Genomic DNA, 25,326 nt, shown 5'->3' on the forward strand with positions numbered 1-25,326 from the left:
TTAGAGTTTCTCCTTTCTTAGGTCTATTGTTTCGTCGTTTCTTGGTCCGGTTGATATTAATGTGACCGGTACACCCATTTCCCTTTCCTTTTTTTCTATAAATTTTTTTGCTTTTTCGGTTAGTTCTTGGTAGTCTGTGATTCCACGGCATCGTTGGTCGTATTTGTCGATGCAGGTTATTGCTGCTTGGGTTGCTCCGTTGACCATGACTGCGTATTCGGCCCAATCTTTCATCCATTTGCCTACTCTTCTTGGACGTCCGGTTACTGTTCCATATTCTTCAACGCCGTGTTCTTGGGCTTCTTCCTCTGTCATTTCGGTTGGGAATGGGCCTGCTCCGACACGTGTTGGGTATGCTTTGAATACGATTAGTACTTCATCGATTTTTGTGGGTCCGATGCCTACGTCGCAGGCGGCTTGGCTTGCGCCTGTGTCTTTGGATGTTACGTATGGATAGGTGCCGTAAATAAGTGATAGGCCGAATCCTTGGGCTCCTTCTACTAATATGTCTTTGTTGTTTTTTATTGCGTTGTTTATTTCTTTGGGGACGTCTGTTAGGTATTTTTTTAGTTTTGGTATGTCTTTTGCTTGTTTTAGTTTTCTAGCAACTCGGTCTTCGTTTGCTGGTCCACATCCTGTTCCTGTTGTTTCTATTTCGTCTGATAGTCTACTGTCTTTTTTATCTCGGTTGATGTGTTTTTGTTCTATGATTCCACATCTTTTATCTATGCCTATTCTGTCCTCTATATCTAGTTTCTCTATTTCTTGGTTCATGACTTCTGGGTCGATTAATGTTCCAGCTCCAACTAAAAGCCTACATTCTTCATCGAAAAATCCGGAAGGAGTTAGGCGTGTTCCGAACTCCTCACCATCTACCTTTACTGTGTGTCCAGCGTTTGGACCTACCCCACCTCGAGCTACGATTGATGGGGAGTCTTCACGAACCAGGTGTGAGACTATCTTGCCTTTACCTTCGTCACCAAAAAAACCACCGATCACAATAGTTACTGCCATAAGTACCCTACCTTCATCTATCTAAGGTTAGTTAATTTTTTCGAAAAAATGGGTTTGGAGTTTAAGGGGGTGTTCCTTGATATTTATTTGGGTTATGGGGGTTTGGTTGTTTTTATCCTACTAGGTTTGCTAGGCCTTCGTTCATGACTATTTCATGTGCTCGGTCTTTTTCTTCTGTGGTTAGTGTTCGGTTTATGTGTGGGTGTTTTTGTGCTTTGTGTGTTGGTCTGTATTGGAACATTAGGTTGAATCTTGTGTTTTTTCCTAGGTTGTTGCTTACCCATTTGGCTATGTGTTTTGTGCAGCACTCGATGTGGCCTGGGAGTACTAGGTGTCTTATTAGTACGTCTGTTTGTTGGTTTGCTTCTAGTAGGTTTCTTTCGATTGTTTCTGTGTATTTTGGTGTTTCTGAGAGTTTTTGTGCGCATTGGTTTGTTCCGTATCTATAGTCTGCTAGGTAGAGGTCTATTGTTCCGTCTAGTAGTCGCATTGCTTGTGTTGACATGTACATGTTTGAGTTCCATATGACTGGGATTTGTGCGTTGAAGTTGTTTAGTATCTGTAGGACTGTTTTTAGGTGTGGGGTTGGGTCGCCGCCAACGAAGTTTACGTTTTTTGCTCCCTCTATTTTACGTCTAACTATTTTTTCGCACATTTTTTTTGGGTGTACTGCGGTTCCGGCTTTTGGGTCTTGTGATATCTCCCAGTTTTGGCAGTAGGCGCATTGGAAGTTGCAGCCTTGGAAGAATATTGTGTGGCTTGGGACGAGTTCGGGTTCTTCTCCGTAATGTAGGAATTCACTGCTGTATCTAGAGACGGCGGGTATTTTACAGATTCCTGTTTCTTTTGCGAGGCGGTTGACTTTGCATCGATGTTCGCATAGATGGCAGTTTTTTAGTATGCGGTGTGCTAACTCTGTTTTTAGGTCGAGGTAGGTGTGTGAGCCTTCACTATCGGTGGGGTTTTGGTGTTTTTTCCATAAAATAGATGTATCTGCATCTAGGTTTATGTCTACTGGTTTTTTTTGGGTTGTTATGTAGTTGGGCTCGATTTCGCCCTCCAGAACACTGTTGTAGTGTTCGAGGCCTTTTTTCATGTTGAGATCCTCAATCTTGTTTTTATTGATGGGGTTACTATGTTTCCAACCTGTCTCACATCGTCTCCTATTTCAATTATATCGTTGAGGAGTTCAAATATATTTCCTGAAACCATTATTTCTGAGATTGGTTTTGTTTCTCCATTTTTTATTTCGAATGCTTCGTTTGTTCCAACTGAGAAATCGCCTGAGGTTTGGTTTGCTGTGTGTGCTCCTAAAACACTACGTATCACTATTGTACCATTTTTATGGAGGTTTTGTTTATCTGTATTTGGTTTTATAACGAGGTTTCTAGGTTTTATTTCTGGTAGTGAGCCATAGGAAGATCTTACTCCGTTTGAAGTGCTTTCATGTCCTTCTTTATAACCTGCTTTAAGGTTGTAGAACGCGTTTTTTAACACTCCGTTTTTTATTATTTGGTTGTTTTTTGATGGTACTCCTTCGTCGTCTGTTGGCCTTGAGTTAAGACCGCCATCTAATGCTCCATTGTCTTTTATATCTAGTATTTCTGGAGCTATTTCTTTATTCATATATTTCTGGGCTTTTGATCTGCCTCGCTGTATTTCTTCTGCGTTTAGCGATGGTATTAATGTTGAGGCGAGTAGGCTGGTTAATGCGATTGGTTCTAGAATTACTTTCCGTTTCCCGGGCTCTGTTTTCTGGCCTGACATTGATTTTTCTGCGATTTCTGCTGCTTGGCTCCCTATCCATCTATAGTCTAGGTCGTTTTTTCTTGAGAACTGGAATTCATATGATGTGGATGCGTTTTCTCCAGTTCCTGCTATGGTGCTTATACTGGCTTGCATCAAGGTGGTTTCACTTTCTACGTCAACGCCATTTGTATTTAGAATATGTGTTTTTGCTTTGGATGTGGTTACTGAACCTGAGGTTGAACGGGTTTTTGGGTTTGGGTTTGCGGAGTTTATTAATTCCTGGATTTTGGGTAGTAGGTCGTTGTATGTTGCGTCTGCAACCTCTTTATCGTAGATATCGTTTACCTTGGGTGTTTTTTTGGGTTCTGCGAAACTCCCTAGGGTTTTTTTACTTGATTCTGCGTGTTTTACCGCGTCTATTATTTTTATATTTATTTTCTCTGGGTTTGTGGTGCTTGAGAAACCAGGGCTGTTGTTTTTTATTACTCTTATTCCCATTCCCCAGAGTTGGTCAGATTTAACGTATTTTATATCTTTTTTCTCTATCTCGATGTTGAGTGATTCTTCTTGTTTTAAGTAGATCTCTGCTTGGTCTGCACCTTTTTTTAGACATTTTTCTAATGTTTTTTCTGGATCAATCTTCATTGGATCCACCTCCAACCAATAGTTCTTTGACTCTGGTGTGTGGGCCTCCATCGGTTACTGGAACTCCCTGCCCTCCTTTACCACAGAAACCTGGGTAGTATTGGAGGTCGTTTGCGAGTGCGTCGATTCTATCCAGTATGTTGAGTGTTTTTCCTGAGAGGGATACGTCCCGTAAGTGTTGATCAAGTTCACCATCTTTTATTATGTATCCATCTTCGGCGTTGAACTGGAATGTTCCTTCACCACTTGACACCTGGCCTCCCCGAGAACCTCTGAGGTATATTCCTTCGTTTAGGTCTGTTAGCATTTCCTCAAGGCTCCAGTCTCCCGGTTTTAGGTATGTATTGCTCATCCTTACCAATGGGTTGTTTGAATAGCTCTGGCTTCTGAAGTTTGGTGTTACAGGTGTGTTGGTTTGGGGGGCGCTCTCCCTACTGTTGAGGTATGCGTTTAGAACTCCGTTCTCAATTATTGTTGTTGGTTTTGAAGGAACGCCTTCCCAATCGAATGGATAATATCCGAACTTTCCTTTGAGGGATGGGTCGTCAAAAACTGTTACCGTTTCAGATCCAACCTGGTCTCCTAAACGGTTTTTAAGTATTGAGTTGTCCATTGCAACCAGGTCGCCTTCACTTGCATGTCCAACGGCTTCATGTATAAAGACTCCTGCGAGCTCGGGATCCATGATAACTGGATATTGACCGCTGGGTGGTGTCTCTGCATCTAAAAGATCATCGGCCTTCCTACCCATATCCCCGGCTCTCTCTAGATAATTATTTTCATCAAGAACTTCAAATCCCTTTGCTCCAAACGCTCTTTCACTCGCTGTCTGCAAGATATCTCCTTCTTTCGCTATCGCCTTACCTGAAACACCGGTTCTAAATATGTTGTAACTTGCTTCCTCCCCACTCGAGTTCTGGTAATGGAACTCGGTTTCTGCCTCGGTATAACTGAATTTAGTGCTTTTAACACGTCCTTGCATTGCTTGTTCATGACAATCAACTAAGTAATCGATTTTCTCTGATAGATCGATGGAGCGGGGATCGATTTCAACAGTCATTTTAGTTGAAGTTGGAGACCTTTCAACCATTGCTGTCTCGAAATCTGGTCGGCCTGGAGAAAGTTCAGCAAGTCTACAAGCCTTCTCAACAACAGCTTCTCTATCGATTTCTTCAGAACCAGTTGATGTAGTAGAAGCGAAACCCCAAGAACCATTGTCTAATGCCCTTACAGAAAGCCCTATAGAACTATCAGACTTAACATCTTCAACCTCACCATCCTCTAAATCAATACTTGAAGTATCTGAAGCAACCCAAATTGTCTCAAAAAAATCAACCATCAATATCACAAACCATCAATATCACAACTAACTGAAAAAAATTTCAAATACATATGCATTACCCACTAAGTACGTTAGATTCTATCTATAGAACATTGGGTGGCAAACCACTTCAAGCCTTAACAAAAAAAGAGATTGTTGATGTGGGATATGTTGATTTTGTATTGTTTTGGTGAGTTTATATTAGTTACCTTAGTATATTAGTTGTCTTAGGTTTTTTCAGTAGTGTGTTTGGGTGTTTTTGTTGTCTGGTTTTTGTTATTGATAAATGGATTGGGGAAGGGGGTGTTATTGGGGTGTTGGTTGGTCGTCGAGTGAGACCCCTTCTACGCTGTCTTTTGCGACTGTTGCTATGTTTTTGAGTTTGTTTACGAAGTCTTTTTTCTTTTTGCCTGAGAGTGCTTCTTTTAGGACTTCATCTATGGTGCTTACTGGTATTATTTCTATTTTTTCGCGGTATCTGTCTTCGATTAGTACGTCGTCTTCGTTTGCTTTGGGTATTAAGACTTTTTCGACTCCTGCTTCGGCGGCGGCTTCGATTTTGGCTGTGACTCCTCCTACTGGTAGTACTTCGCCTCTTACGCTTAGGCTGCCTGTCATTGCGACGTTTTGGTTGACTGGTATGTCTTCTAGGGCGCTTATAACTGCTGTTGCGACGCTGATTGATGCTGAGTCGCCTTCTACTCCTTCGTATGTTCCGACGAACTGTATGTGGACGTCTAGGTTTGACATGTCTTGTCCACTGAATTTTTTGATTAACGCGGATACGTTTTGAACTGCTTCTTGTGCTATTTCTTGTAGTCTTCCTGTTGCTATTACTTGGCCTCCTTCTTTTGATTGTGCTGGTGTGATCTCTGTTACGATTGGTAGTACGATTCCTGAGTCGCCTCCCATCACTGCTAAACCGTTTACTCGACCTACTTTCTGGCCTTCAACTTCGAACATCCGGTATTCTTTTCTTTTTTCTATGTAGTCGTCGGCTACTTGTTGTTCTAGGGTTCTAGCTATTTTTTTGGCTTCTATGACGTTTTCTCTGTCTACGAGGTCTTCTCCCCGTGCTCTTGCTATATCTCCTGCTACTCTGATTAGGCCTCCGAGTTCTCGTATTTTTAGGGTTAGTCGGCCTTTTCTTCCTGCTCTGCGTCTTGCTTCTCTTATTATTTCTTCGACTGCTGGTTCTTTGAAGTGTGGTATTTTTTCGTCTTTCTGAACTTCTTGTGCTACTACTCTGACGAGGTTTCTACGGTTTTCTGGTGTGTCTTCCATGTGGTCGTTCATGTAGATTTCGTATCCATATCCTCTTATTCTGGATCTGAGGGCTGGATGCATTCCTTTTAAGGCATCTAGGTTTCCTGCGGCGACCATTATGAAGTCGGTTGGAACTGGTTTGGTGTTTACCATTGCTCCACTGCTTCTTTCAGACTGGCCTTTTATTGAGAATTTTCTGTCTTGCATTGAGCTTAGTAGTTGTTGTTGGCTTTCTATTCGGAGTGTGTTTATTTCGTCTATGAAGAGGACTCCTTTATTTGATTTGTGTATTGCTCCGGGCTCTACTCTTTCGTGTGCCGGTGTTCCCAGGCCACCTGACTGGAATGGGTCGTGTCTTACGTCTCCGAGTAATGCTCCTGAGTGTGCTCCTGTTGCGTCTACAAATGGTGCTTTGTCACTGCCTTCGTTGTTTACCAATAGTTTTGGAACTGCCTGTTCGCCTGATGAAGAGATGTATCTTGCTGCAACGAATACAACTGCGGCTGCAATTACGGCGAGAAACATTCCACTGAACTCACCGGTCTGTATGTATGATGCTATACCGAAAGCCATTATAGCCAGGATTATAAGCATTAATATGGCGTTTCTAGCTCGGTTACGTTTCTCAGCTTCTTCTTTATGAGAATCTACTATCTGTTTACCCTTTCCAGCTGGAACAACCCTTACATCCGGGTTGTTTTCATCCTCTGGATTTGGATAGATAAGTATGTCTTGGAGCTCTTCGCTTGGTAATATTTCGGCCATAGCTTTAGCCAACATAGATTTACCTGTACCTGGTGGGCCAAGCATCATCACATGTCTTTTCTGCCTCGCTGCCTTCTTTATAACCTCTACAGCGTGGTCTTGACCTATAACCTGATCAATAAGTTGGTCAGGAACCTCAATCTCTTCGGTTGTTTCAATTTCAAGGCCGCCTAGAGGGTCGTCTTCCGCTTCACTCATTATATATCACAAATTTTTAATTAGTCAACAAATAATCCGAGTAACTTCATATCAAGTCGGACAACAACTTAAATTAATGGGCCTTAAACACCCTTTTGTTTAAGAACTTGTTATGCAAGCAAGCTCAGTTGATGTTTTTGGTTAGTTTGTTTAGTTGTTAATTTGGTTTATATTCATATCTATTTTTTTATAACTATCTTGGTCAACTACCGATCGCTGGGGCCGTGGGGTTTCGCTTTGTTATCTTAGGGAGATGTGGATTCCTTGTTGGATTAGTGTGGCGACTACTGCTACGATTAGGGCGATTAGGGCCATTTTGATTCCCATCTGGATGAATTTTTTTTCTGAGATTTTGCCTGAAAGGAATCCTATTCCGAATGCAAAGATTGCTGTTAGGGTTATTGCTATGAAGACTGCTTGTTCTGCTGGAAAGAAGAAGTAGGGTGTTACTGGTACGGCTGCTCCGATTATTGAGGCTAAGCCATCCATGATGGCTCTTATTCTTACTTCTTTTTTCTTAGACTTATGTAGTAATGTGTCTTCCATCTCTTCTCTCAACATCGATTTTCGTATCTTTTTCATTCCGACTTCCATTTCGGTTTGCTCTGCTGAGAGAGCTGCAAATGTGTTGGATAGAGCGCTGGCTGCACCACCACTTATGCCGGCTGCGATTATTATGGTTGATTCGGCTCCATATGCACCTATAACTATCCCTAATGTGGTTAGTATGCCGTCTATGGCTCCCCTGGTTATGTTTCCAAGGGTCCGCTCGATTATCTTGAAATAAGGTTTCAACATTTTCAGTTATTTACAATAGGAGTTAGATGTGGTTTAGTACTGTTTGTAGGTCTGGTTCTACTTCTGTTGGTGGTGTGCAGACTTCGATTATTTCTTCTGAGTCTTTTAGTAGGTGTCCTGTTGTTACGCATACGGTTTTTTCGTCTGGCTGTACTTCTCCCTGTTCGACCAGTTTTTTTAAGCCGGCTACTGATGAGGCGCTGGCTGGTTCGACTCCGATTCCTTCGAGTCTTGCGAGTTTTTTCTGTGCTTCAACGATTTCTTGGTCTGTTACTGATTCTGCTGTCCCTCCGGTGTCGTATACGGCGTTTAGGGCTTTGGGGCCGTTAACTGGGTTTCCTATTCTTATTGCGGTGGCTAGGGTTTCTGGTTCTCCTTCGGGCGCTATTTTTTTCTTATTGTTTTTAATTGCCTCTACGAATGGTTTTGAGCCCTCTGACTGGATTCCACACATCTTGGGTAGTTTTGGTATTATGTCGTGTTCTTTCCACTCTGTTAAGCCCTTATGTATTGCTGAGATGTTTCCTGCATTTCCTACTGGAAGGAATATCCGGTCTGGAACCTCCCAACCAAGTTGTTCAATTGCTTCATACCCAATGGTCTTTTGCCCTTCAAGCCGGATTGGGTTTATTGAGTTAAGTAAGTAGATGTCTTTTTCGTTACAAGCCTCTCTTACAAGCTCTAAAGCCCTATCGAAGTTGTCTTTTATTGATATGACGTTTGCTCCATGCATCAAAGCCTGAGCCACCTTACCCATAGCTACTTTTCCTGCTGGCAAAAGAACTATTGCATCTATACCAGCTTTAGCGCCATATATAGAGAGAGCTGCACTTGTATTTCCAGTTGAAGCACACCCAACTTTTGTCAAACCCATCTCCAAGGCCTTAGAGACCCCAACAGTCATACCACGATCCTTAAAACTACCTGTTGGGTTTCCACCCTCATTCTTTATATACAGTTCATCTACCCCAACCCATTCAGCCAACCTATCAGCTTCATACAACGGGGTAGCTCCCTCAGCAATGCTAACCCGCTCATCACAAGGCAAGAAAGGCCTGTACTTCCATACCCCTAAATCCAATGACTTCATCTCATCTATATCCAGTTTCTCCTCAATCTCTGCCTCTCCATAATGGACCTCAAGCAATCCATCACAACTAGGGCATGTGTATAAAATCTCTTGATCTGAAAACCTCGAATCACAACTAATACATCTAAGTTCCGGCATACCAATAGACTCATCCTAAACCACTTTATTTTTTTAGGTAAAAAACACCCAAAAACCAGATATCTAAACAACCATATCTGGTTGGTTCCGGTTTGTTGTATGAAAAATCTACCAATATTATAACTAAAACCCTTGTATTTATAAGGGAGTACTTATAAACAATATAAAGGGATTAAGTATGGATCCAAAAATCAAGATTGAGAATGTTGTAGCCTCTACTTCCTTTGACCAAGAAATTGACCTTGAAAAAATTTATAATGATTTTGAAGATGCTGAATACAACCAAGAAAAATTTCCAGGCGTTGTATACAGACTTACAGAACCAAAAACCGCTGCATTAATATTTTCCTCAGGAAAACTGGTTTGCACCGGAGCTAAAAACGTTGAAGACGTAGAAGTAGCAGTAGACAAAGTAATAGAGAAATTAAAAGGCGCTGGAGTAGACATAAAAAACAAACCAAAAACCATCGTCCAAAACATCGTTGCAAGCGCAAACCTAGACCACCCACTCAACCTAAACCAAATAGCAATCGGATTCGGATTAGAAAACGTAGAGTACGAGCCTGAACAATTCCCAGGACTCGTATACCGACTAGAAGAACCAAAAGTCGTATTACTACTATTCGGAAGCGGAAAAATAGTATGTACAGGCGGTCGAAAACCCGAAGACTGCGAAGAAGGAGTCAAAAAAGTCAAAAAAGAACTAGAAGACAAAGGACTCATCTAAAAAACGTAATACGGGCCTAAAAACCCGTATACCAAACCATTTAAAACCTGTTTTGATCTAAAAAACCAAAAACAAATAAAGAACTTTTTTTGTATTACAAAAACAAAAGTTGGTTTTTTTATATTATTTTTAGTTTTTTTAGTGCTTTTGTTACTCCTTTTCCGTTTGGTTTGTTTATTGTTATGTCGGCTTTTGTTTTGAGTTCAGGTGTTGAGTTTTTTAGTGCTACTCCGGTTTCTGCTTGTTCTATCATTTCTATGTCGTTGTTGGAGTCTCCGATTGCGATTGTTTGTTTTTGTGGTATATCTAGTTTTTTTGTTAGTTTTTTTAGTGCTGTTGCTTTGTTGATGTGTTTGTTTTTTATGTGTATGGCGAATTTTGTGTCCACTACCTCGATGTTGTAGTTTTTAGTGATTTCTCTGACTTTTTGAGGTGTTATTGTTGGTTGGAATGCGATTTCGGTGTATCGGTGGTCTTTGAATTCTTCTATCTCTGTTTTTGTTTTTAGGTGGTTGAATGCTTTTTGAACTTCTTTTTTGTTGGCTAGTATTTGGTTTTTGTTTATTCCGTAGTTTATTACTCCACCGTTTTCTGCTATGACTGGGCTGTCTGTTCCGATTAGTATGGCTGTGGATCTGGCGAAGCAGGTTGCGTTGCCTGTTGCTAAGATGATTTTGTGGTTGTTTTTTATTGCTTGTCTGATTGATTTGGTTGCTTGTAGGTTGAGTCTTCTTTTTTTGTCTGTGATTGTTCCGTCGATGTCTATTGCTATTGCTTTTTGTTGGTTTTTTTTCATTTTGTTAGGCGTCTCGTATTCCTTCTTCTCCGATTGTGAATACGCTTTCTCCTTCTGGCATGCATGGTGAGTCTACGAGTCTGGCGATTCTTTTGTCTCCTTTTGATTTACGGAGGTAGAGTCTGTATGTGGCCATGTGGCCTAGTATGTTTCCGCCGATGGGTCTTGTTGGGTCTCCGAAGAATGCGTCTGGGTTGCTTTGAACTTGGTTTGTTACTAGTGCTGCTGCGTTGAATAGGTCTGTGAATTTGATTACTTCGTGTAGGTGTTTGTTGAGTTTTTGTTGTCTTTCTGCTAGTGATCCACGGCCTACGTATTCGGCTCGGAAGTGGGATGTTAGTGAGTCTATTATTAGGAGTCTTACATCGCCGTCGTTTTCTTTTATTTCTTTTGCTAGTTCTCTGGCTTTTTCTGATAGTAACATTTGGTGGTTGGAGTTGTATGCTCTGGCTACGTAGATTTTGTCAAGTACTTCTTCTTCGTCGAGTTCTAGTTCTCTGGCCATCTGTTTGATTCTTTCTGGGCGGAATGAGTTTTCTGTGTCTATGTATATTGCGTTTGAGTTTAGGCCGCCTTCTTCTTCTGGTAGTTGTACGGCTACTGCGAGTTGGTGGGCTATCTGTGTTTTTCCTGACCCGTATTCTCCGTACATCTCTGTTATTGTTTGTGTTTCGATTCCTCCTCCTAATAGTCGGTCGAAGTCGTCTGCCATTGTTGTTATTTTGCCTATGTTGGCTCTTTTTTCCATTAGTTTGTTTCCTGTTTCGAATCCACCTATGTCGGCTTCTTTTCTTGCTGCATCGATGATGTTGATTGCTGTTTTTTCTCCTATATCTACTTTTGCCGATAGTTCGCTTGGTGAGCTAACTGCTATTGCTTCAAGTGAATCAAATTCATTTTCTATTAGTTTATCAGCTGTTGCAGGCCCCACGCCAGGTAGTTCTTCTAGTTTTTCTTGTTGAGATAGTTCAGACATGTTGTTTCACACTCAATATTAAAATTAAAGACAGTTTTCTTAGAGGGTTTTGTTTTTTGTATTATATTTAAAAAAAGGTCTGTAGAGGGGAAGTGAAAGTATTAATTCAATCGTTTTCTCCTTCTTGTTTTTGTTTTTGTTTTGTTATTGTTTGTATTTCTTGTAGTATCATTTCGATGTCTTCGGGGTCTTGGTGTGTTTTTTCTATTTTTGTTGGTTTTACGGTGTTTGTTGATCCTTTTCTTTCTGCTGTGCCTTTGACTCTGATTGTTGTGCCTATTTGTGGTAGTTCTTGGTTTGTTATTTTGATGCAGCCTGTGCCGTCGTCTATTATGTTTTTGGATATTACTGTTCCTTTTACGTCGATTTTTGTTCCGCCTTTTACTTTGGAGATGTTGCCTTGGATTTCTTTTATTTCGTTTTCGATTTTTTTTATTGTGGAGCTCCATCCGATGCTGAGTTCTATGTCGTCTTGGTATCCTTCTTTTGCTCTTGCGTCTTCTATTCGTATTATGTCGCCTACTTGGAGGTCTTTTGTTTTTTCTGTTTGTTCGTTCCATAATGCGGCTCTTATTTCTTGGGTTCCGTCATCGAGGTATATGTTTTTGACTTTGCCGTTGGAGCCGTCTTTTTTTTGGAATGTTTTTGTTGGTTGTATACCGGTTATGTTTGCGGTTATGTCGTATTGTTTTCCGGGCTCTATCTCTTTTAGTGGGGTTGTTTCTCGTTCATAACTTACTTCTTTATCTGTTTCTTGTATGTTGCCTCGATATCCAACACTTAGTTCAAGTTCTCCGTATCTTTCTTTTGTGTATCCATGTTGGATTAAAACTCTGTCTCCGACATTGAATGTTTTTTCTGCGTGTTCATCCCAGAGAGATATATCTATTTTTCCTGTTTCATCGCCTATTTTTATTGACCTGACCTTTCCTTGTTCTCCATCTTTTTTTGTGAACTCTTTTAGGTCTCCGATGTCTAGTATTTCTCCGGCAATATCTACGTTCCCGAGGTCGGGTGTTAGTTCAGATATTTTGGTTGTTTCCCGTTCATAATTTACTTCTGAATCGATTTTTTCAACTCGAGTGCTTCCACCTACATTTACTTCTAAACCACTGTATCCTTCTTTTGTTTGGGCATTGCGGATACTTAGAACGTCATCTTTCTGGATTTCGTTGGTTTTTACAAGGTCGGCCATTTCATCCCATAACACAACTCTTATTTCTCCGGTTTCGTCTCCCAACAATATGTTTGCCACCCGGCCAACGGAGCCATCGTCTCTATCAAATGTACGGACCTGTTCGACCTCAATAACCTTTCCATCGAAACTAACGGTTTCACCCTCACCATCTATCTCTGAAATCTCTATAGGGCCTTCACCATCTATACCGATGTCTTTGGCAACAAGTTTTGCAGCTGTGTCTCTATCGCATAATCCACCTAATTCAGTTACCTTCTGGTCGATTAGGTCGGTAAACTTATTTTTTGAAACTTCAATATCAGATTCCTTTATTTTTTCGTAAACTTCATCGATTCCCATAGGCACCAACAAGTTTTGTCTTCCAACCTATTTATTAAAACTGGTTACCCAAAAAAAAGGGGTTTAGAGTTGTTTTCCTTTGGCTTCTTTGATGTCGAATTGTGCTCTGTTGGAGATTGTCATTACTGCTAGTACTCCGGCTAGTGTTGGGTCTGAAACCACGAGGTCGGCTTGTTTGTAGGCGCTTCCTACGTTTTTTAGGCTGATCACCCATACGCCTTCTTTTTTAAGTTCTCTAACCGCCTTTGTTATTTCGCCGCCTAATAGGGCTCCGGCTAGTACGAGTACTTTGGCGCGATGTAATCTTTTAACCGCTCTCACTGCTTCTGCTAGTGATTTCTCTCCGACGATTGGTAATGTGTCTACAGATATTTTTTCTCCCCTTATGTTGTGTCGGTCTGCTTCGCTTATTGCTCCTTTTGCAACTTCCGATACTTGTGCGCCGCCGCCAAATATTATTACGCGTTTACCGTATACTTCATTGAATCTAGGGGATTTATCGGCTTTAATGACTTTGGGGTCGGCCTTGATTTTTTCTATTATACTATCGATTTTATCTGTGTTACCTATCTCCATGTAGATATGGGCCTTTCCTTTATGCTCTCCTCTATCCAAAATGAATTGCTGGGTATAGTTTATGTTGCCTTTTTCCTCAGCAACTATCTTGGTTATGTCTCTGAGTACTCCAGGCCTGTCATCTGCGATTGCTGAAATAGCATTGACCATTCTAACCACATATATTTTAGATTGAAGGGCTATCTAAAGATTGTGGGGAAACTCCTACAAAAAAATAATTGACATTTATATTATGTATGTGTCATTTTAGATAGATTTATTTGAAGGTGGTTGTTTTTGGATACAGTAAGTTTTAAAGATGGTAAGGTTTTGATGATCGATCAGACAGAACTACCGAATGAGTTGGTTTTTCTTGAACTTGAAAACTATAGGGAGGTTGCTAGGGCGATTGAGGAACTTAAGGTTCGGGGAGCACCGGCTATTGGTGTTTCAGCTGCATTTGGTTTAATGCTTGCAAGCCAGAAAGGAGATAAAAAGGTGTTGGAGAAGGCTGCCGGTCGTTTACGGCAGACCAGGCCTACCGCTGTAAACCTGTTTTGGGCTATCGACCGTGTTTTAGAGGCGGCTAAGTCAAGTGATAACTGGCAGAAAGCTGTTGAAGAAGAGGTTCAGGCTATTTACAGGGAAGATCGAGAGATAAACAAAAAGATAGGTGACAATGGAGCCAACTTACTAAGTGATGGAGACACGGTTTTAACACATTGTAACGCTGGAGCTCTAGCGACCTCAGGAAGGTATGGAACCGCGCTTGGAGTGATAAAAAGAGCTGTTGAAAGAGATATAGATATAGATGTGGTTTGTACTGAGACACGGCCTGTTTTACAGGGCGCCCGATTAACAGCCTACGAATTGGTTGAAGATATCGGTGTTGACACAACCCTGATAGTTGACAGCGCCATTGGCGCTTTAATGCCGGAGATCGATAAGGTTGTTGTTGGAGCAGACAGAGTTGTCCAAGATGGAGTTGCAAACAAAATAGGCACATACAACATCGCGGCCTTAGCGGAAAGACATGGGACAGAGTTTTATGTCGCTGCACCAAAATCAACCTTTGACCTTGACATCACAATCGATGAAATAGAAATCGAAGAAAGAAACGAAAAAGAGATAAAAGAAATATGTGGTTGCCAAATAGCTCCCAAAAAAGTCAAGGCATACAACCAAGCCTTCGATCTAACTCCCAGTGAATTGATAGACGGCGTAATAACAGAAAAAGGTATCGAAAAGCTAGATAGATAAAAAACCCTTTTCGGGCCTCAAAAGAGGTCAAAAAACTTGAAAGATAAAATAAAAAGCTTAATAGGACGTTTATATACCTCCGGGGCACATACAAACGCCCATGAACTAACATCAAAAGTATTAGGCCAACTTAACCTAAGTGAAGAATGGTCACAATACGTAGACATAGAAGTACGAAACATGATGGATAGAGAAATATTCAAAAAAACACCAATCGAAAAAAGAGCCCTATTCCTACCACACTGCCTACGGAAAACCAGCGAATGCAAAGGCGAATACGGAGACAACGGCCTAGAATGCAAACAATGTGGAAAATGCGACATCGCAGACATAATCGATTACGCCAACGAACTCGGCTACCAAGTCTACGTCGTACCAGGCGGAAGCCTCGTATACAAAGTACTCGAAAACGGAGGAGTCGAAGCAGTAGTCGGAGTAGCTTGCTACGAAGAACTAGACCAAGCAATCAAAAAAGCAACACAAACCGGAATCCCAAGCCAAGGAATCCTATTAACCAAAGACGGATGCGTCAACACAGAAGTAAACAAAATGGAAGTAGCCAGAAAACTCAAACTCTAAAACACCAACCCCAAAAACCAAACCCAAAAACACAACAAACAAAAACACAAAAAAATAGATTTAAACTAGAGAATGAAAATGCCTATATGGGGGTAAACCTCATTAAAGACTTCCTGGGGAGGTATCTTTAGAGAGGTTTTTTGTTTGGGTTTATCGGGTTTTATTGGTTTTTTTGGTTTTTTGGTATTTTTTCTGGTTCTATTTCTAGTGTTGTTATTGGGTGGTTTAGTTCGTGTTTTTGTATTATTTCTGGGTGTATTTCTCCGAATTCTCCGATTTTTTGGTTGTTGATGGTGATTTTGGCGGCTCTTCCTGGTATGTATGGTCCTTGTTTTTTGGGTTTTATTTGGTAGTTTAGGTCTAGTTCTCGGAGTATTGTTTCTGTGTGGGATTTTATTTGGCTGTAGTTCATTTTTCGGCCTATTGCTATGGCTGTTAGGTGTCTGCATTCTTTTATTTGGTTTTCCTGGTTGTGGAAGCATTCTCCGTATTCGAATATTTTTTGTGGTAGGTCTCTGTGTCTGTTGAGTTTTAGTATTTGTATTAGTTTGGGTAGTATTGTTTCTCTTAGTATTGTGTGGTCGGTTGATATTGGGTTTTGTATTTTGACTGGGTTTTTTGTTGGTTGTTTTATTTTTTGGGTTTCTTGTTTGTTGGTTAGTGTTAGTGTCATTGCTTCGTTGTATCCGAGTCCGGTCATTATGTTTCTTAGTTTGTCTCCTAGTTCTTCTGTTGGGTGGCTGGATCCTATTCCTGGTGTGTTTGGTAGTTCTGGCTGTATGTTTTGGTATCCGTATCCGATTGCTATGTCTTCTATTATGTCCCAGTCGTGGAGTATGTCTGCTCGGTAGCTTGGTACTTTGACTGTTATCTGGTTTTGTTGGTTTTTGGCTTGGTATCGCATTTTTTGGAGGGCTTTGACGGCTTGTTCTGGGGTTATTTGGTTTCCGATTAGTTTTTGTATTTCTTGGTGGTTTATTTGTCGTTTTGTTGGTTTTAGGTTTGGCGTGGTTTGGTTTTTGGTTCCTGTTAGTTCTATTTTTTCTATTTCTCCGTTTCTTTCGGATAGTGCTGTTACCATTATGTTGAGTGCTTTCTCTATGCTGTGTTTTTGTGTTCCGGTTACGTCTATGAAGACTTCTTTTGTTGTTGTGTTTACTTCTGTTAGTTGGCTGTTGATTATTGGTGGGAATGAGAGTACTTGGTTGGTTGAGTCTGTTATTATTGGGTATTTTTCTGCGTCTTTGATTATTTCTTGGTATTTCTGGCCTTTTTCGTGTTTTTTTAATATTTCATGGGGGGTCATTTTTTGGTTGTGGTCGAGGGGTTTGAATGGATGTGTGTCGGGGTTTACTGCTTGGTAGGTGAATGGTGGTTCGAGGTGTTTTAGGTCATGTATTCCTATTGATACTTTTTTTCTATCTCTTCCTAACCCCCAATGCAGGTCTTCTTGGAGGTCCATGATGGTTTTAATGGTTTTTTCGTTTAGGTTGAGGTTTCTTACTATGGCTCCTACTGCGTGGGGTCTTACTTCTTTGACCGTTGGTTTTATCTCTAGTTTGGTTGTTGGTGGTTTTACGTTGTAGATGGGTAATCCAGTTTCAATTCCAAGGAATCCTTTTAGGGCTCTTGCAACTCCTTCTATGCTGAATAGGTCTGGCCTGTTTGGGAAGAACTCTATATAAGCGGTTTCTCCGTCTATACGTTCTACGTCTGCTCCGATCATTGGTACTCTATCTAAGATTGTTTCTCTTGGTGTTTCCACCATTTCTTCTATGGTTGGTAGGTCTATTTCTATTACCGGCATGATGGATGCCTCCTTAACCAATCTATATCGCTTTGGTATAGGTCTCTGAGGTCTGTTAGCCCTAGTTTAAGCATTGCAAGCCGGCCTATACCAAGCCCCCATGCTAGGACGGGGTGTTCTACATCGATGGGTTTGGTTACTTCTCGACGGAATACACCTGCTCCACCAAGCTCTACCCACTCTCCTAATTCCTCTACGTATACTTCTGGCTCTACACTTGGCTCGGTATATGGGAAATATCCTGGCCGGAAACGGATTTCATCGAAACCCATGCGGCTATAAAAAGTTTGGAGATATCCAAGTAGGTTGTTGAATGATAGGTCTTCTCCTAATACGATTCCCTCTAGTTGGTAGAACTGTGGTAGGTGTGTTGCGTCGATTGTTTCTCTACGGTATGCTCGGTCTATACTGAAAACCTTTTCCGGAGGCTCGGGGTTTTCAGATAGATACCTGATTGTGGTGGAGGTTGTGTGTGTACGTAAAACAGCTTTTTCAGCGAGCTCCCGACTCCATAGATTCCCCCAACCAATCGAGTCAATTTCCCCACCGCTTTCATGCATCTCTTTAACTTTATTAACCAGTTCTTCGTTCGGTAACTCCAGTTTCCCGGGGTTTTTTAGATAAAATGTGTCTTGCATCTCTCTTGCTGGATGGTCTTGAGGCTGGAAAAGAGCGTCAAAGTTCCAGAAACTGGATTCAACAGTCTGACCCTTAATCTCCTTGAAACCCATATCCCGGAAAATCCTGCGGATATCATCTAAAATCAATTGGTATGGATGTCTTTTTCCTGGATAACTGGGTTTGGTGCTGGCCGAAACATCATATCTACGGAACTCACGTTCACGCCACCTACCCGATGAAATCAATTCCGGAGTTAACTCATGTATATACTCTTCAACCTCTAAATCCTCAATAGATAAGTCAAGACCTTTCTTGGTTATCTCTAGCTCTCTCTCTGTTCTCTCAATTTTCTTTATAGCCGAGTCACGACCCAACAACTCCTCTACAACTGGCTTTGGTTCTTCAACAACCTCTTTAATTTGTTCAAGAGATTTAGGTTCACCATTACTTAAAAAACTTAATACCTTGGTTTCAGGGGTTTCTGGTTTCATTAACCTTCTTTCCCCCCTATCAGTCAACTCTATCCTACCTCTCTCTATCTCACCAAGACCTTTGTCCCGTATCCAACCCAAACCAATATTCAAAACCTCTCCATCCAGTTTTTTAGAAAGCTCACTTAACTCATCAACACCCTCACTAACAAACTCAAGTATCTTATCTTCAGGCAAGCCATCCTCAAGCAACCTACGGCCTTCCCCACCAATCACATAAAACTCTTTCCTAGCCTCATTAATCTCTACAAGCCCCTTCTCCTCAAGCTCTAAACCAGCCCTCATCACACCAGCAACATCGATATCACCATATCTAGCAATCTCCCCAGGACTTGCATTACCCAACTCGGAAACCGCCTTCAAAACATCAACTTCATGTGAACGAAAATCCATACTAAATACCTCAAACAAATCTAAACCAACAGATACCTAACTTACCCTTACTAATTGATTTTTAACCACTCAATATTATTTCCCCAAAAACTCACCACTAAACCACTCAATAACATTTCACGGAAAACTATGACTCATTAACACTGGGGGTTATTTTATGTTTATTGATATGTTTCCTGTCTCTTTATCTCTATTTTTTATGCCTAAACTTACATCTATTTCTTGTTGGAATATTGGACCGTCTACAACGAAGGTATGGTATTCTCCATGCTCACCCATCGGATGTATATCCTGTTTTTTTAGGTAGTTATGGAATTCTTGTGTTAATGGTTTTCCCAACCACTCTTCCCCAACTTTTTCGGGATCGACCTTAACTATGATGGCTTTAAACATATCTATAAACTCTTGGTATAAGTTGTGGGGGTTTTCGTTCCATAACGGTAGTATGGGTTCGATTCCATGTTTTTTAGAGAATTTTAGGACCCATTCTCTATGTTCCTCTATGTCTATGTCGCCGTAAACACCATAACCTACATCTAAGGTATCTATTATCTGGCTGTAGTTCTCTTCATATGTCTCCCACAACACCTCTCTTTGAACCAACTCTATCTGAAGGGATTCTGCTTGTTTCTTGATCAGTTGTGGTGGTGTTCCATGTCCAATATGCCGGTCCTTATTAATCATGTTCACTATGTACTTAACCTCTAAATCAAGGTCTTCTTTAGCTCGATATAGGGATAATGCACTATCCTTCCCTCCACTCCAAGAACAAAAACCAATCATCAAGAATACCAAAATACCCAGAAACACAAAACAATTACCCCCTACACCTGGGGTGTGGTGTTTTTAATGTTATCTAGGTATAATTGTTAGGTTGGTGTATCTATGAAGGCTGTTGTTCTTGCCGGTGGTAAGGGGACTCGTTTACGCCCTCTTAGTTTGGAGAGACCTAAACCTTTGTTGCCTGTTGGTGGTAAACCTATTTTAGATTGGATTATTGATTCGTTGCCAAGTTATTTTGACGAGGTTTTGTTGGCCTGCAACTACATGGAGCAGGAAATAAAAGATTATTATGAAAGAAGAGATGTGGGGGTTGGTGTAAGGATAGTTGATGAACCCAAGCCCCTTGGTACCGGTGGCGCTATTAAAAACATGGAGGAATATATAGAACAAGATTTTGTTGTTTTTAATGGTGATATACTGTCTTCAATCGATGTAGATAGTTTAATAAAGTTCCATAGATCTCGGGGTGGGGTTGGTACTTTATCTCTCTGGGGTGTTGACGACCCCACCAGGTATGGGATTGTAGGGCTTAACCAGAACGATAAGATCACTCGTTTTATGGAGAAACCCAGTCCCAATGAGGTTTTTTCAAACCAGATTAACGCAGGAATCTACGTATTCAAACCCCAAATATTCAATCATATAGAGCCGGATAAAAAAATCTCTATCGAGAAAGAAGTTTTCCCGAAACTCACTGAACATGGGTTATATGGATATAAATTCGATGGATATTGGATAGATATAGGAACACCAACCAGCTATATAGATGCACATAAACTACTAAAAAAACAGACAAAACGAGATTGCTTGATCTATCCAGATGTAGTTATAGAAGATAATGCTGTAATTAAAAACTCAGTTCTGTTAAGCGGCGCCAGAATAAAAAGCGATAGCCAGGTGGTGAACTCAGTCATCGGATCCAACACCAAAATTAAAGATTCCGTTGTTAGGGATTCGGTTGTTGGGGATGGCTGTAAACTAAATAATGTTGAGATATGTGATAGAGTTAGAGTGTGGAACAACATAATGTTAAACAAAGATGTTTTAGAGGTGTTTTAAATTCCAGAGATTTTTGGTACAAATGGAGTTAGAGGTATAGCGAACGATGAGATAACGCCTGAGTTTGCGATTGAAATAGCTAGGTCACTCAGTTCTTATGTTAAGGGCTCAATAACGGTTGGCCGTGACACACGGGTTTCAGGAGATATGTTGCGTAGAGCGGTTGTATCCGGAATACAATCCACTGGTTCAGATGTTATAGACCTTGGAGTTGTTCCATCACCATGCCAACAATACTACACAAAAAATAGTCAAGCAAGTTCTGGAATAATAATCACTGCCAGCCACAACCCACCCCAATACAACGGCTTAAAACTAATCGACCATGAGGGAGTGGAGTACTCGAGTGATGAACTGGATAAGCTCGAAGAAATCTATAACCAAAAAGACTATCGATATAGCGATTGGGACAAACCAGGCAACTACCAAACCCATGAACCGAAAAAGAAATATATAAACGACCTAACCCGGTTGGTGGATACCGACATTATTCGGGAATGGGGTCCGAAGGTTGTTGTCGACCCTGGTAATGGTGCCGGCTGCAACGTCACCCCCTACCTACTACGTAAAATTGGTTGCAATGTCATTACATTGAATGGACATCCGGACGGGACCTTCCCAGGCCGCGACCCCGAACCAATACCTGAAAACATACAAGACCTATCCAAAACAGTAGAAGCCGTTGGGGCTGACCTGGGTGTGGCGCATGATGGTGACGCAGATCGAGCCACATTCGTAACAGAAGAAGGAAAGGCTTTGTTGGGAGATGTCACACTCGCCCTACAACTAAAAGAAATGTTAAAAACCAACAAGGGAGATATGGTTGTTACTCCGGTTAGCTCTGGATATAAAGTTAGTGAGACAGTTAAAGAGGTTGGTGGAGAGATCGTTTGGACTGAGGTGGGTAGTACAGCCGTTGCACGTAAAATGATGGAGCTCGGAGATAAATGCGTTGGAGGAGGAGAAGAAAACGGAGGCGTAATACACCCAGAGTTCCAGTACTGTCGAGACGGAGCATTAACAACAATCAAAATAATCGAATTAATAGCTAAAAAACAAAAACCACTCTCCAAACTAGACAAAGAACTACCAAACTACCAAAACATCAAGACCAAAATCAAAGTCAAAAACAAAAACAGAGTCATGCAAAAAACAAAACAAAAACTCCAAGAAGAAGGAACCGAACAAACCACCATCGACGGCATCAAAATATTCTATAGCGATGGATGGCTCCTAATACGGCCAAGCGGTACAGAACCCGTAATAAGAGTCTTCACAGAAGCAAAAACAAAACAAAAAGCCAAAAAACTATCCAAAAAAGGCCTAAAAACCATCAAAGAGGCAAATAAATGAAAGTATTGATAACAGGACATGCAGGATTCATAGGAAAACACCTAACCAAAAAACTAATCAACAACGGCCACACCGTACGTGGACTTGATAACTATAGCGCCAGCAAAAAACTAGAGCTAAAAGGACTCAAAGAAATAGAAGGAGACATAAAAAACCCAAAAGACATCGAAAAAGCAGTCAAAGGTTGTGACACAATATTTCATTTAGCGGCACAGAGCTCAGTACCCAAATCAACAGAAGACATCGATAAAGACTTCCAAACGAACACAACAGGAACACTCAACATACTCAAAACCGCCAGTAAACACAACATAGAGGTAATAAACGCCAGCACATCAACCGTCTACGGAAAACCCAACAAAACACCAACACCCGAGACCGAACCACTAAAACCCATCTCCCCATACGGAGCATCAAAAGCATCCGCCGAAATGTACTGCCAAGCACTACACAACACACACAACATAAACGTAAAAACACTAAGACTATTCAACGTATACGGCCCCCACAACAAAAAAGGAGTAATGTGGGACTTCTTCAACAAACTAAACAAAAACCCAAACAAACTAAAAATCCTCGGAACAGGAAAACAAGAAAAAGACTACATCTACATAGACGACGCAATAAACGCCTTCACCAAAATCTGGAAAAAAGGAAAACCAGGCCAAACCTACAACGTCGGAACCGGCCAAACACTAACAGTCAACCAAATAGCCAAAAAAATAACACAAATAATGGACATAAATCCAGAATACACATACACCGGCGGTAAAAGCTGGAAAGGCGACGTAGAAAAAACACAAGCCGACACAACAAAACTCAGACAGATAAACTGGAAACCACAGACAACACCAACAAAAGGATTAGAAAAAACATACAGATGGTGGAAAAAACAAAAAAACCACCCCTAACCCTAGCTTTTTTTAGGAGATTTTTTTCATGAAAATCAGCGTTATCATACCAACATTAAACGAAGAAAAAGGAATCAAAACAACCCTCCAGAAACTAACAGACCTCAAAAAAGAATACAACGTCGAATTCCTCGTAGTTGATGGAGGCAGCACCGACAAAACCCAACAAAACGCCAAAAAACTAGGAGCAAAAATCATAATTGAAGAACGCAATGGGTATGGCCGGGCATACAAAACCGGCTTCCAACAGGCAACCGGAGACATAATAATAACAATGGATGGAGACGACTCATACCCAGCAGAAAACACACTCCAACACCTAAAAACCTTCTTAGAATCAGATGTTGATTTTTTAACCACCAATCGATTTGGAGAGATAGGGGAAGACGCGATGTCCCGCAAACACCGGTTTGGAAACTGGGTCCTAACAAACACCACAAACCTATTTTTCAATATAAACCTAAAAGACTCACAATCCGGAATGTGGATATTCAAAAAAGAAATACTAGACAAAATAGAGTTAACAAGCGATGGAATGCCACTCTCAGAAGAAATAAAAATAGAAACCACAACACACCCAGACATTAAAACCATCGAAATACCAATCAAATACCGAGAAAGAGTTGGAGAAGTCGTAATAAGCAGTTGGAAAGACGGACTCAAAAACCTACTATTCATACCAAAAAAACGACTCAAAAAAACCAAAACCAAAAACAAAGGAAAATGAAGATCGCATACATAACAGACGTAATGTACCCATGGGTAATAGGAGGCGCGCAAAAAAGGATCTGGGAGATAGCCCGCCGACTAACAAAAAACCACGACATACATATATACACAATGAAATGGTGGGACGGCCCCAAAACCATCACAAAAAACGAGGTAACACTCCATGGAATCTGCAAACCCAAACCACTCTACACAAACAACCGAAGATCAATAAAAGAAGCAATACACTACACACTTCACACAATCAAAATCAAAAACAACTATGACATAATTGATGTAAACCAATTCCCTTACCTACCAGCGCTACCAATCTACCTCAAAACACGAGGTAAAAAAACACAGATGATAATAACCTGGCTCGAAGTCTGGGGCGAATACTGGAACGAATACCTAAAATACGGAAGCCAAATAGGAAAAATAATAGAACGAACAACAGCCCACACAACAGACCATCATATATCAATATCAAAAACAACACAAAACAAACTAAAAAAACTCGGACACAAAAGCACAGTCATACCACCGGGAATAGACATCAAAGAAATAGAACAAATCAAACCAAGCCAAAAACAATACGACGCCCTATACATCGGCAGACTAATAAAACACAAAAACATCGACAAACTAATAAAAGCAGTAGACAACACCGACATCAAACTAGGAATAATAGGCACCGGCCCTCAAAAACAAAAACTACAAAAACAAGCCCAAAAAACCAATGCCCAAATTAAATTTCATGAAAACCTAGAATACAACCAATTAATAGGCCTACTAAAAACAGCAAAAACCCACGTACTCCCATCATCCAGAGAAGGATTCGGCATAACAGTCATAGAAGCCATGGCCTGTGGAACCCCAACAATAACAGTAAACCAACCAAACAACGCAGCAAAACACCTAATAACACCAAAAACAGGAACTAAAACAAATCTTAATCCGGAGTCACTTAGAAAAACAATACAAAATGTTTTAGCTAATCGAAAAATAAATGAAGAAAAAATCAAACAACAAGCCAAAAAATACGATTGGAAAAGAATAACAAAAAAAACAGAAAAAACCTATAAAAAAATCCAAGATAAATAACATACATAAATATTTTTTTTTAAAAAAATAGGTCTTAAAAGACCTAAACTGTTATATTTATTTAAAGTGTAACTACCGACATTCAACTGAGTGTGCTTGGTACGAATACTGTTGTGTATGTGGTTGAATCCTTGTCCTGGATAAAGGGCTATGTTGAATGATTCTCCTGTTTCTAGTCCTAAGTCACCGTTGATGGTTTGTGTATCTACTATTAGTTCTGTTCTGTCTATTAATGATGTTTTAACAAGGTCGTCACTTACTGAGTCTTCAGTTTCTTGTATTACTTCAACTGCGAATTCATCTGCTGTTGGTTTTGTATCTGTTTCATCTGGTGCTACCAGTGTTGTAGCTACTGAACCATCTTAATAATCGACTGTCAATGCGGTTAGGTCAAGATTATCGCTACCAGGCTTCAAATCAACATTCATCGTTAGCTCACCAATATAACCAATATCCTATTCCTCTAACTCAACATTTATAACCACAGTAGAATCTTCTACACTCTACTCTTCTTCAAGTGCTATTTAGATTTTATCTCCGTCTTTTAGGTCGTATTCGTCTCTTTCAAAGCTGAGGCTTACAACTAAAGTTCCATCTTCACTATCAATACCTAATGTTAATTCAGTAGTTCGCATTTCAAAAGTTTCAACCTTAACATCATTTGATTCAGTATTTTTGAGGG

Annotated in this window: 22 protein-coding genes; 8 read left to right on the forward strand and 14 right to left on the reverse strand. The window is 40.6% G+C overall.

Going from position 1 to position 25,326, the window contains the following annotated elements:
• From QEN48_RS00755 to thrC, 7 genes are all read right to left on the reverse strand, one after another.
• Entirely contained in the window at nucleotides 1–1,014 is a 1,014-nt protein-coding gene (locus QEN48_RS00755; protein ID WP_280108512.1) for an adenylosuccinate synthetase, read from the reverse strand.
• Between the two features lie 112 nt (nucleotides 1,015–1,126).
• On the reverse strand, nucleotides 1,127–2,110 hold the full coding sequence (locus QEN48_RS00760) for a radical SAM protein (RefSeq protein WP_280108513.1): 984 nt from the start codon (nucleotides 2,108–2,110) through the stop codon (nucleotides 1,127–1,129).
• The gene (locus QEN48_RS00765) at nucleotides 2,107–3,408 is read right to left on the reverse strand and encodes a TldD/PmbA family protein (protein WP_280108514.1); all 1,302 of its coding nucleotides are present in this window, start codon (nucleotides 3,406–3,408) and stop codon (nucleotides 2,107–2,109) included. Before QEN48_RS00765 ends, QEN48_RS00760 begins: the two co-directional genes overlap by 4 nt.
• The gene (locus QEN48_RS00770; RefSeq protein ID WP_280108515.1) at nucleotides 3,398–4,747 is read right to left on the reverse strand and encodes a TldD/PmbA family protein; all 1,350 of its coding nucleotides are present in this window, start codon (nucleotides 4,745–4,747) and stop codon (nucleotides 3,398–3,400) included. The genes QEN48_RS00765 and QEN48_RS00770 overlap by 11 nt, the downstream gene beginning before the upstream one ends.
• 288 nt (nucleotides 4,748–5,035) lie before the next feature.
• Nucleotides 5,036–6,958, reverse strand: a complete 1,923-nt coding sequence (gene lonB / locus QEN48_RS00775) for an ATP-dependent protease LonB (protein WP_280108516.1) — start codon at nucleotides 6,956–6,958, stop codon at nucleotides 5,036–5,038.
• A gap of 240 nt (nucleotides 6,959–7,198) precedes the next feature.
• Complete coding sequence (locus QEN48_RS00780; RefSeq protein WP_280108517.1) at nucleotides 7,199–7,756, reverse strand: VIT1/CCC1 transporter family protein; 558 nt, start codon at nucleotides 7,754–7,756, stop codon at nucleotides 7,199–7,201.
• A 22-nt stretch (nucleotides 7,757–7,778) separates the two neighbouring features.
• Entirely contained in the window at nucleotides 7,779–8,984 is a 1,206-nt protein-coding gene (thrC, locus tag QEN48_RS00785; protein ID WP_280108518.1) for a threonine synthase, read from the reverse strand.
• A 178-nt stretch (nucleotides 8,985–9,162) separates the two neighbouring features.
• Between thrC and QEN48_RS00790 the strand changes: the two genes are divergently transcribed.
• A complete protein-coding gene (locus QEN48_RS00790; protein WP_280108519.1) occupies nucleotides 9,163–9,711 on the forward strand; it encodes a TATA-box-binding protein in 549 nt (182 codons plus the stop codon).
• 118 nt (nucleotides 9,712–9,829) lie between these two features.
• On the opposite strand, the gene QEN48_RS00795 is transcribed toward QEN48_RS00790, so the two are convergent.
• From QEN48_RS00795 to QEN48_RS00810, 4 genes are all read right to left on the reverse strand, one after another.
• On the reverse strand, nucleotides 9,830–10,507 hold the full coding sequence (locus QEN48_RS00795) for a phosphoglycolate phosphatase (protein WP_280108520.1): 678 nt from the start codon (nucleotides 10,505–10,507) through the stop codon (nucleotides 9,830–9,832).
• A 4-nt stretch (nucleotides 10,508–10,511) separates the two neighbouring features.
• Nucleotides 10,512–11,483, reverse strand: a complete 972-nt coding sequence (gene radA, locus QEN48_RS00800; protein WP_280108521.1) for a DNA repair and recombination protein RadA — start codon at nucleotides 11,481–11,483, stop codon at nucleotides 10,512–10,514.
• A gap of 106 nt (nucleotides 11,484–11,589) precedes the next feature.
• Entirely contained in the window at nucleotides 11,590–13,020 is a 1,431-nt protein-coding gene (locus tag QEN48_RS00805; RefSeq protein WP_280108522.1) for an OB-fold nucleic acid binding domain-containing protein, read from the reverse strand.
• Between the two features lie 63 nt (nucleotides 13,021–13,083).
• Complete coding sequence (locus QEN48_RS00810) at nucleotides 13,084–13,746, reverse strand: DUF5612 domain-containing protein (protein WP_280108523.1); 663 nt, start codon at nucleotides 13,744–13,746, stop codon at nucleotides 13,084–13,086.
• A 126-nt stretch (nucleotides 13,747–13,872) separates the two neighbouring features.
• Here QEN48_RS00810 and mtnA point away from each other — a divergent pair, with 126 nt between their 5' ends.
• Both mtnA and QEN48_RS00820 read left to right on the forward strand, forming a co-directional pair.
• Nucleotides 13,873–14,835 carry an S-methyl-5-thioribose-1-phosphate isomerase gene (gene mtnA, locus QEN48_RS00815; protein ID WP_280108524.1) on the forward strand — a complete coding sequence of 321 codons (963 nt, stop codon included), beginning with the start codon at nucleotides 13,873–13,875 and terminating at the stop codon, nucleotides 14,833–14,835.
• Nucleotides 14,836–14,871: 36 nt separating this feature from the next.
• The gene (locus tag QEN48_RS00820) at nucleotides 14,872–15,414 is read left to right on the forward strand and encodes a DUF116 domain-containing protein (protein WP_280108525.1); all 543 of its coding nucleotides are present in this window, start codon (nucleotides 14,872–14,874) and stop codon (nucleotides 15,412–15,414) included.
• A gap of 160 nt (nucleotides 15,415–15,574) precedes the next feature.
• Here the strand turns inward: QEN48_RS00820 and pheT are convergent, their stop codons facing one another.
• The 3 genes from pheT to QEN48_RS00835 all read right to left on the reverse strand — a co-directional run bounded on the left by pheT (nucleotide 15,575) and on the right by QEN48_RS00835 (nucleotide 19,509).
• Nucleotides 15,575–17,221: a phenylalanine--tRNA ligase subunit beta gene (pheT, locus tag QEN48_RS00825; protein ID WP_280108526.1), complete on the reverse strand. Its 1,647-nt coding sequence runs from the start codon at nucleotides 17,219–17,221 to the stop codon at nucleotides 15,575–15,577.
• Nucleotides 17,212–18,726, reverse strand: a complete 1,515-nt coding sequence (locus QEN48_RS00830) for a phenylalanine--tRNA ligase subunit alpha (protein WP_280108527.1) — start codon at nucleotides 18,724–18,726, stop codon at nucleotides 17,212–17,214. Before QEN48_RS00830 ends, pheT begins: the two co-directional genes overlap by 10 nt.
• A gap of 150 nt (nucleotides 18,727–18,876) precedes the next feature.
• Nucleotides 18,877–19,509 (reverse strand): diphthine--ammonia ligase, encoded by a 633-nt coding sequence (locus tag QEN48_RS00835; RefSeq protein WP_280108528.1) that lies wholly within the window; start codon nucleotides 19,507–19,509, stop codon nucleotides 18,877–18,879.
• A gap of 102 nt (nucleotides 19,510–19,611) precedes the next feature.
• Between QEN48_RS00835 and QEN48_RS00840 the strand changes: the two genes are divergently transcribed.
• From QEN48_RS00840 to QEN48_RS00860, 5 genes are read left to right on the forward strand one after another with little or no spacing between them, the layout of a single operon-like run.
• Nucleotides 19,612–20,568, forward strand: coding sequence for an NDP-sugar synthase (locus tag QEN48_RS00840; protein ID WP_280108529.1), 957 nt, complete (start codon nucleotides 19,612–19,614; stop codon nucleotides 20,566–20,568).
• 9 nt (nucleotides 20,569–20,577) lie between these two features.
• Nucleotides 20,578–21,921: a phosphoglucosamine mutase gene (gene glmM / locus QEN48_RS00845; RefSeq protein ID WP_280109110.1), complete on the forward strand. Its 1,344-nt coding sequence runs from the start codon at nucleotides 20,578–20,580 to the stop codon at nucleotides 21,919–21,921.
• Nucleotides 21,918–22,832 carry an SDR family NAD(P)-dependent oxidoreductase gene (locus QEN48_RS00850; protein WP_280108530.1) on the forward strand — a complete coding sequence of 305 codons (915 nt, stop codon included), beginning with the start codon at nucleotides 21,918–21,920 and terminating at the stop codon, nucleotides 22,830–22,832. The genes glmM and QEN48_RS00850 overlap by 4 nt, the downstream gene beginning before the upstream one ends.
• Before the next feature lie 28 nt (nucleotides 22,833–22,860).
• On the forward strand, nucleotides 22,861–23,559 hold the full coding sequence (locus tag QEN48_RS00855; RefSeq protein WP_280108531.1) for a glycosyltransferase family 2 protein: 699 nt from the start codon (nucleotides 22,861–22,863) through the stop codon (nucleotides 23,557–23,559).
• Complete coding sequence (locus QEN48_RS00860; RefSeq protein WP_280108532.1) at nucleotides 23,556–24,644, forward strand: glycosyltransferase family 4 protein; 1,089 nt, start codon at nucleotides 23,556–23,558, stop codon at nucleotides 24,642–24,644. Before QEN48_RS00855 ends, QEN48_RS00860 begins: the two co-directional genes overlap by 4 nt.
• The last annotated feature ends 682 nt before the right edge of the window (nucleotides 24,645–25,326 follow it).

It is taken from the genome of Methanonatronarchaeum sp. AMET-Sl, assembly GCF_029854155.1.
Classification (GTDB): domain Archaea; phylum Halobacteriota; class Methanonatronarchaeia; order Methanonatronarchaeales; family Methanonatronarchaeaceae; genus Methanonatronarchaeum.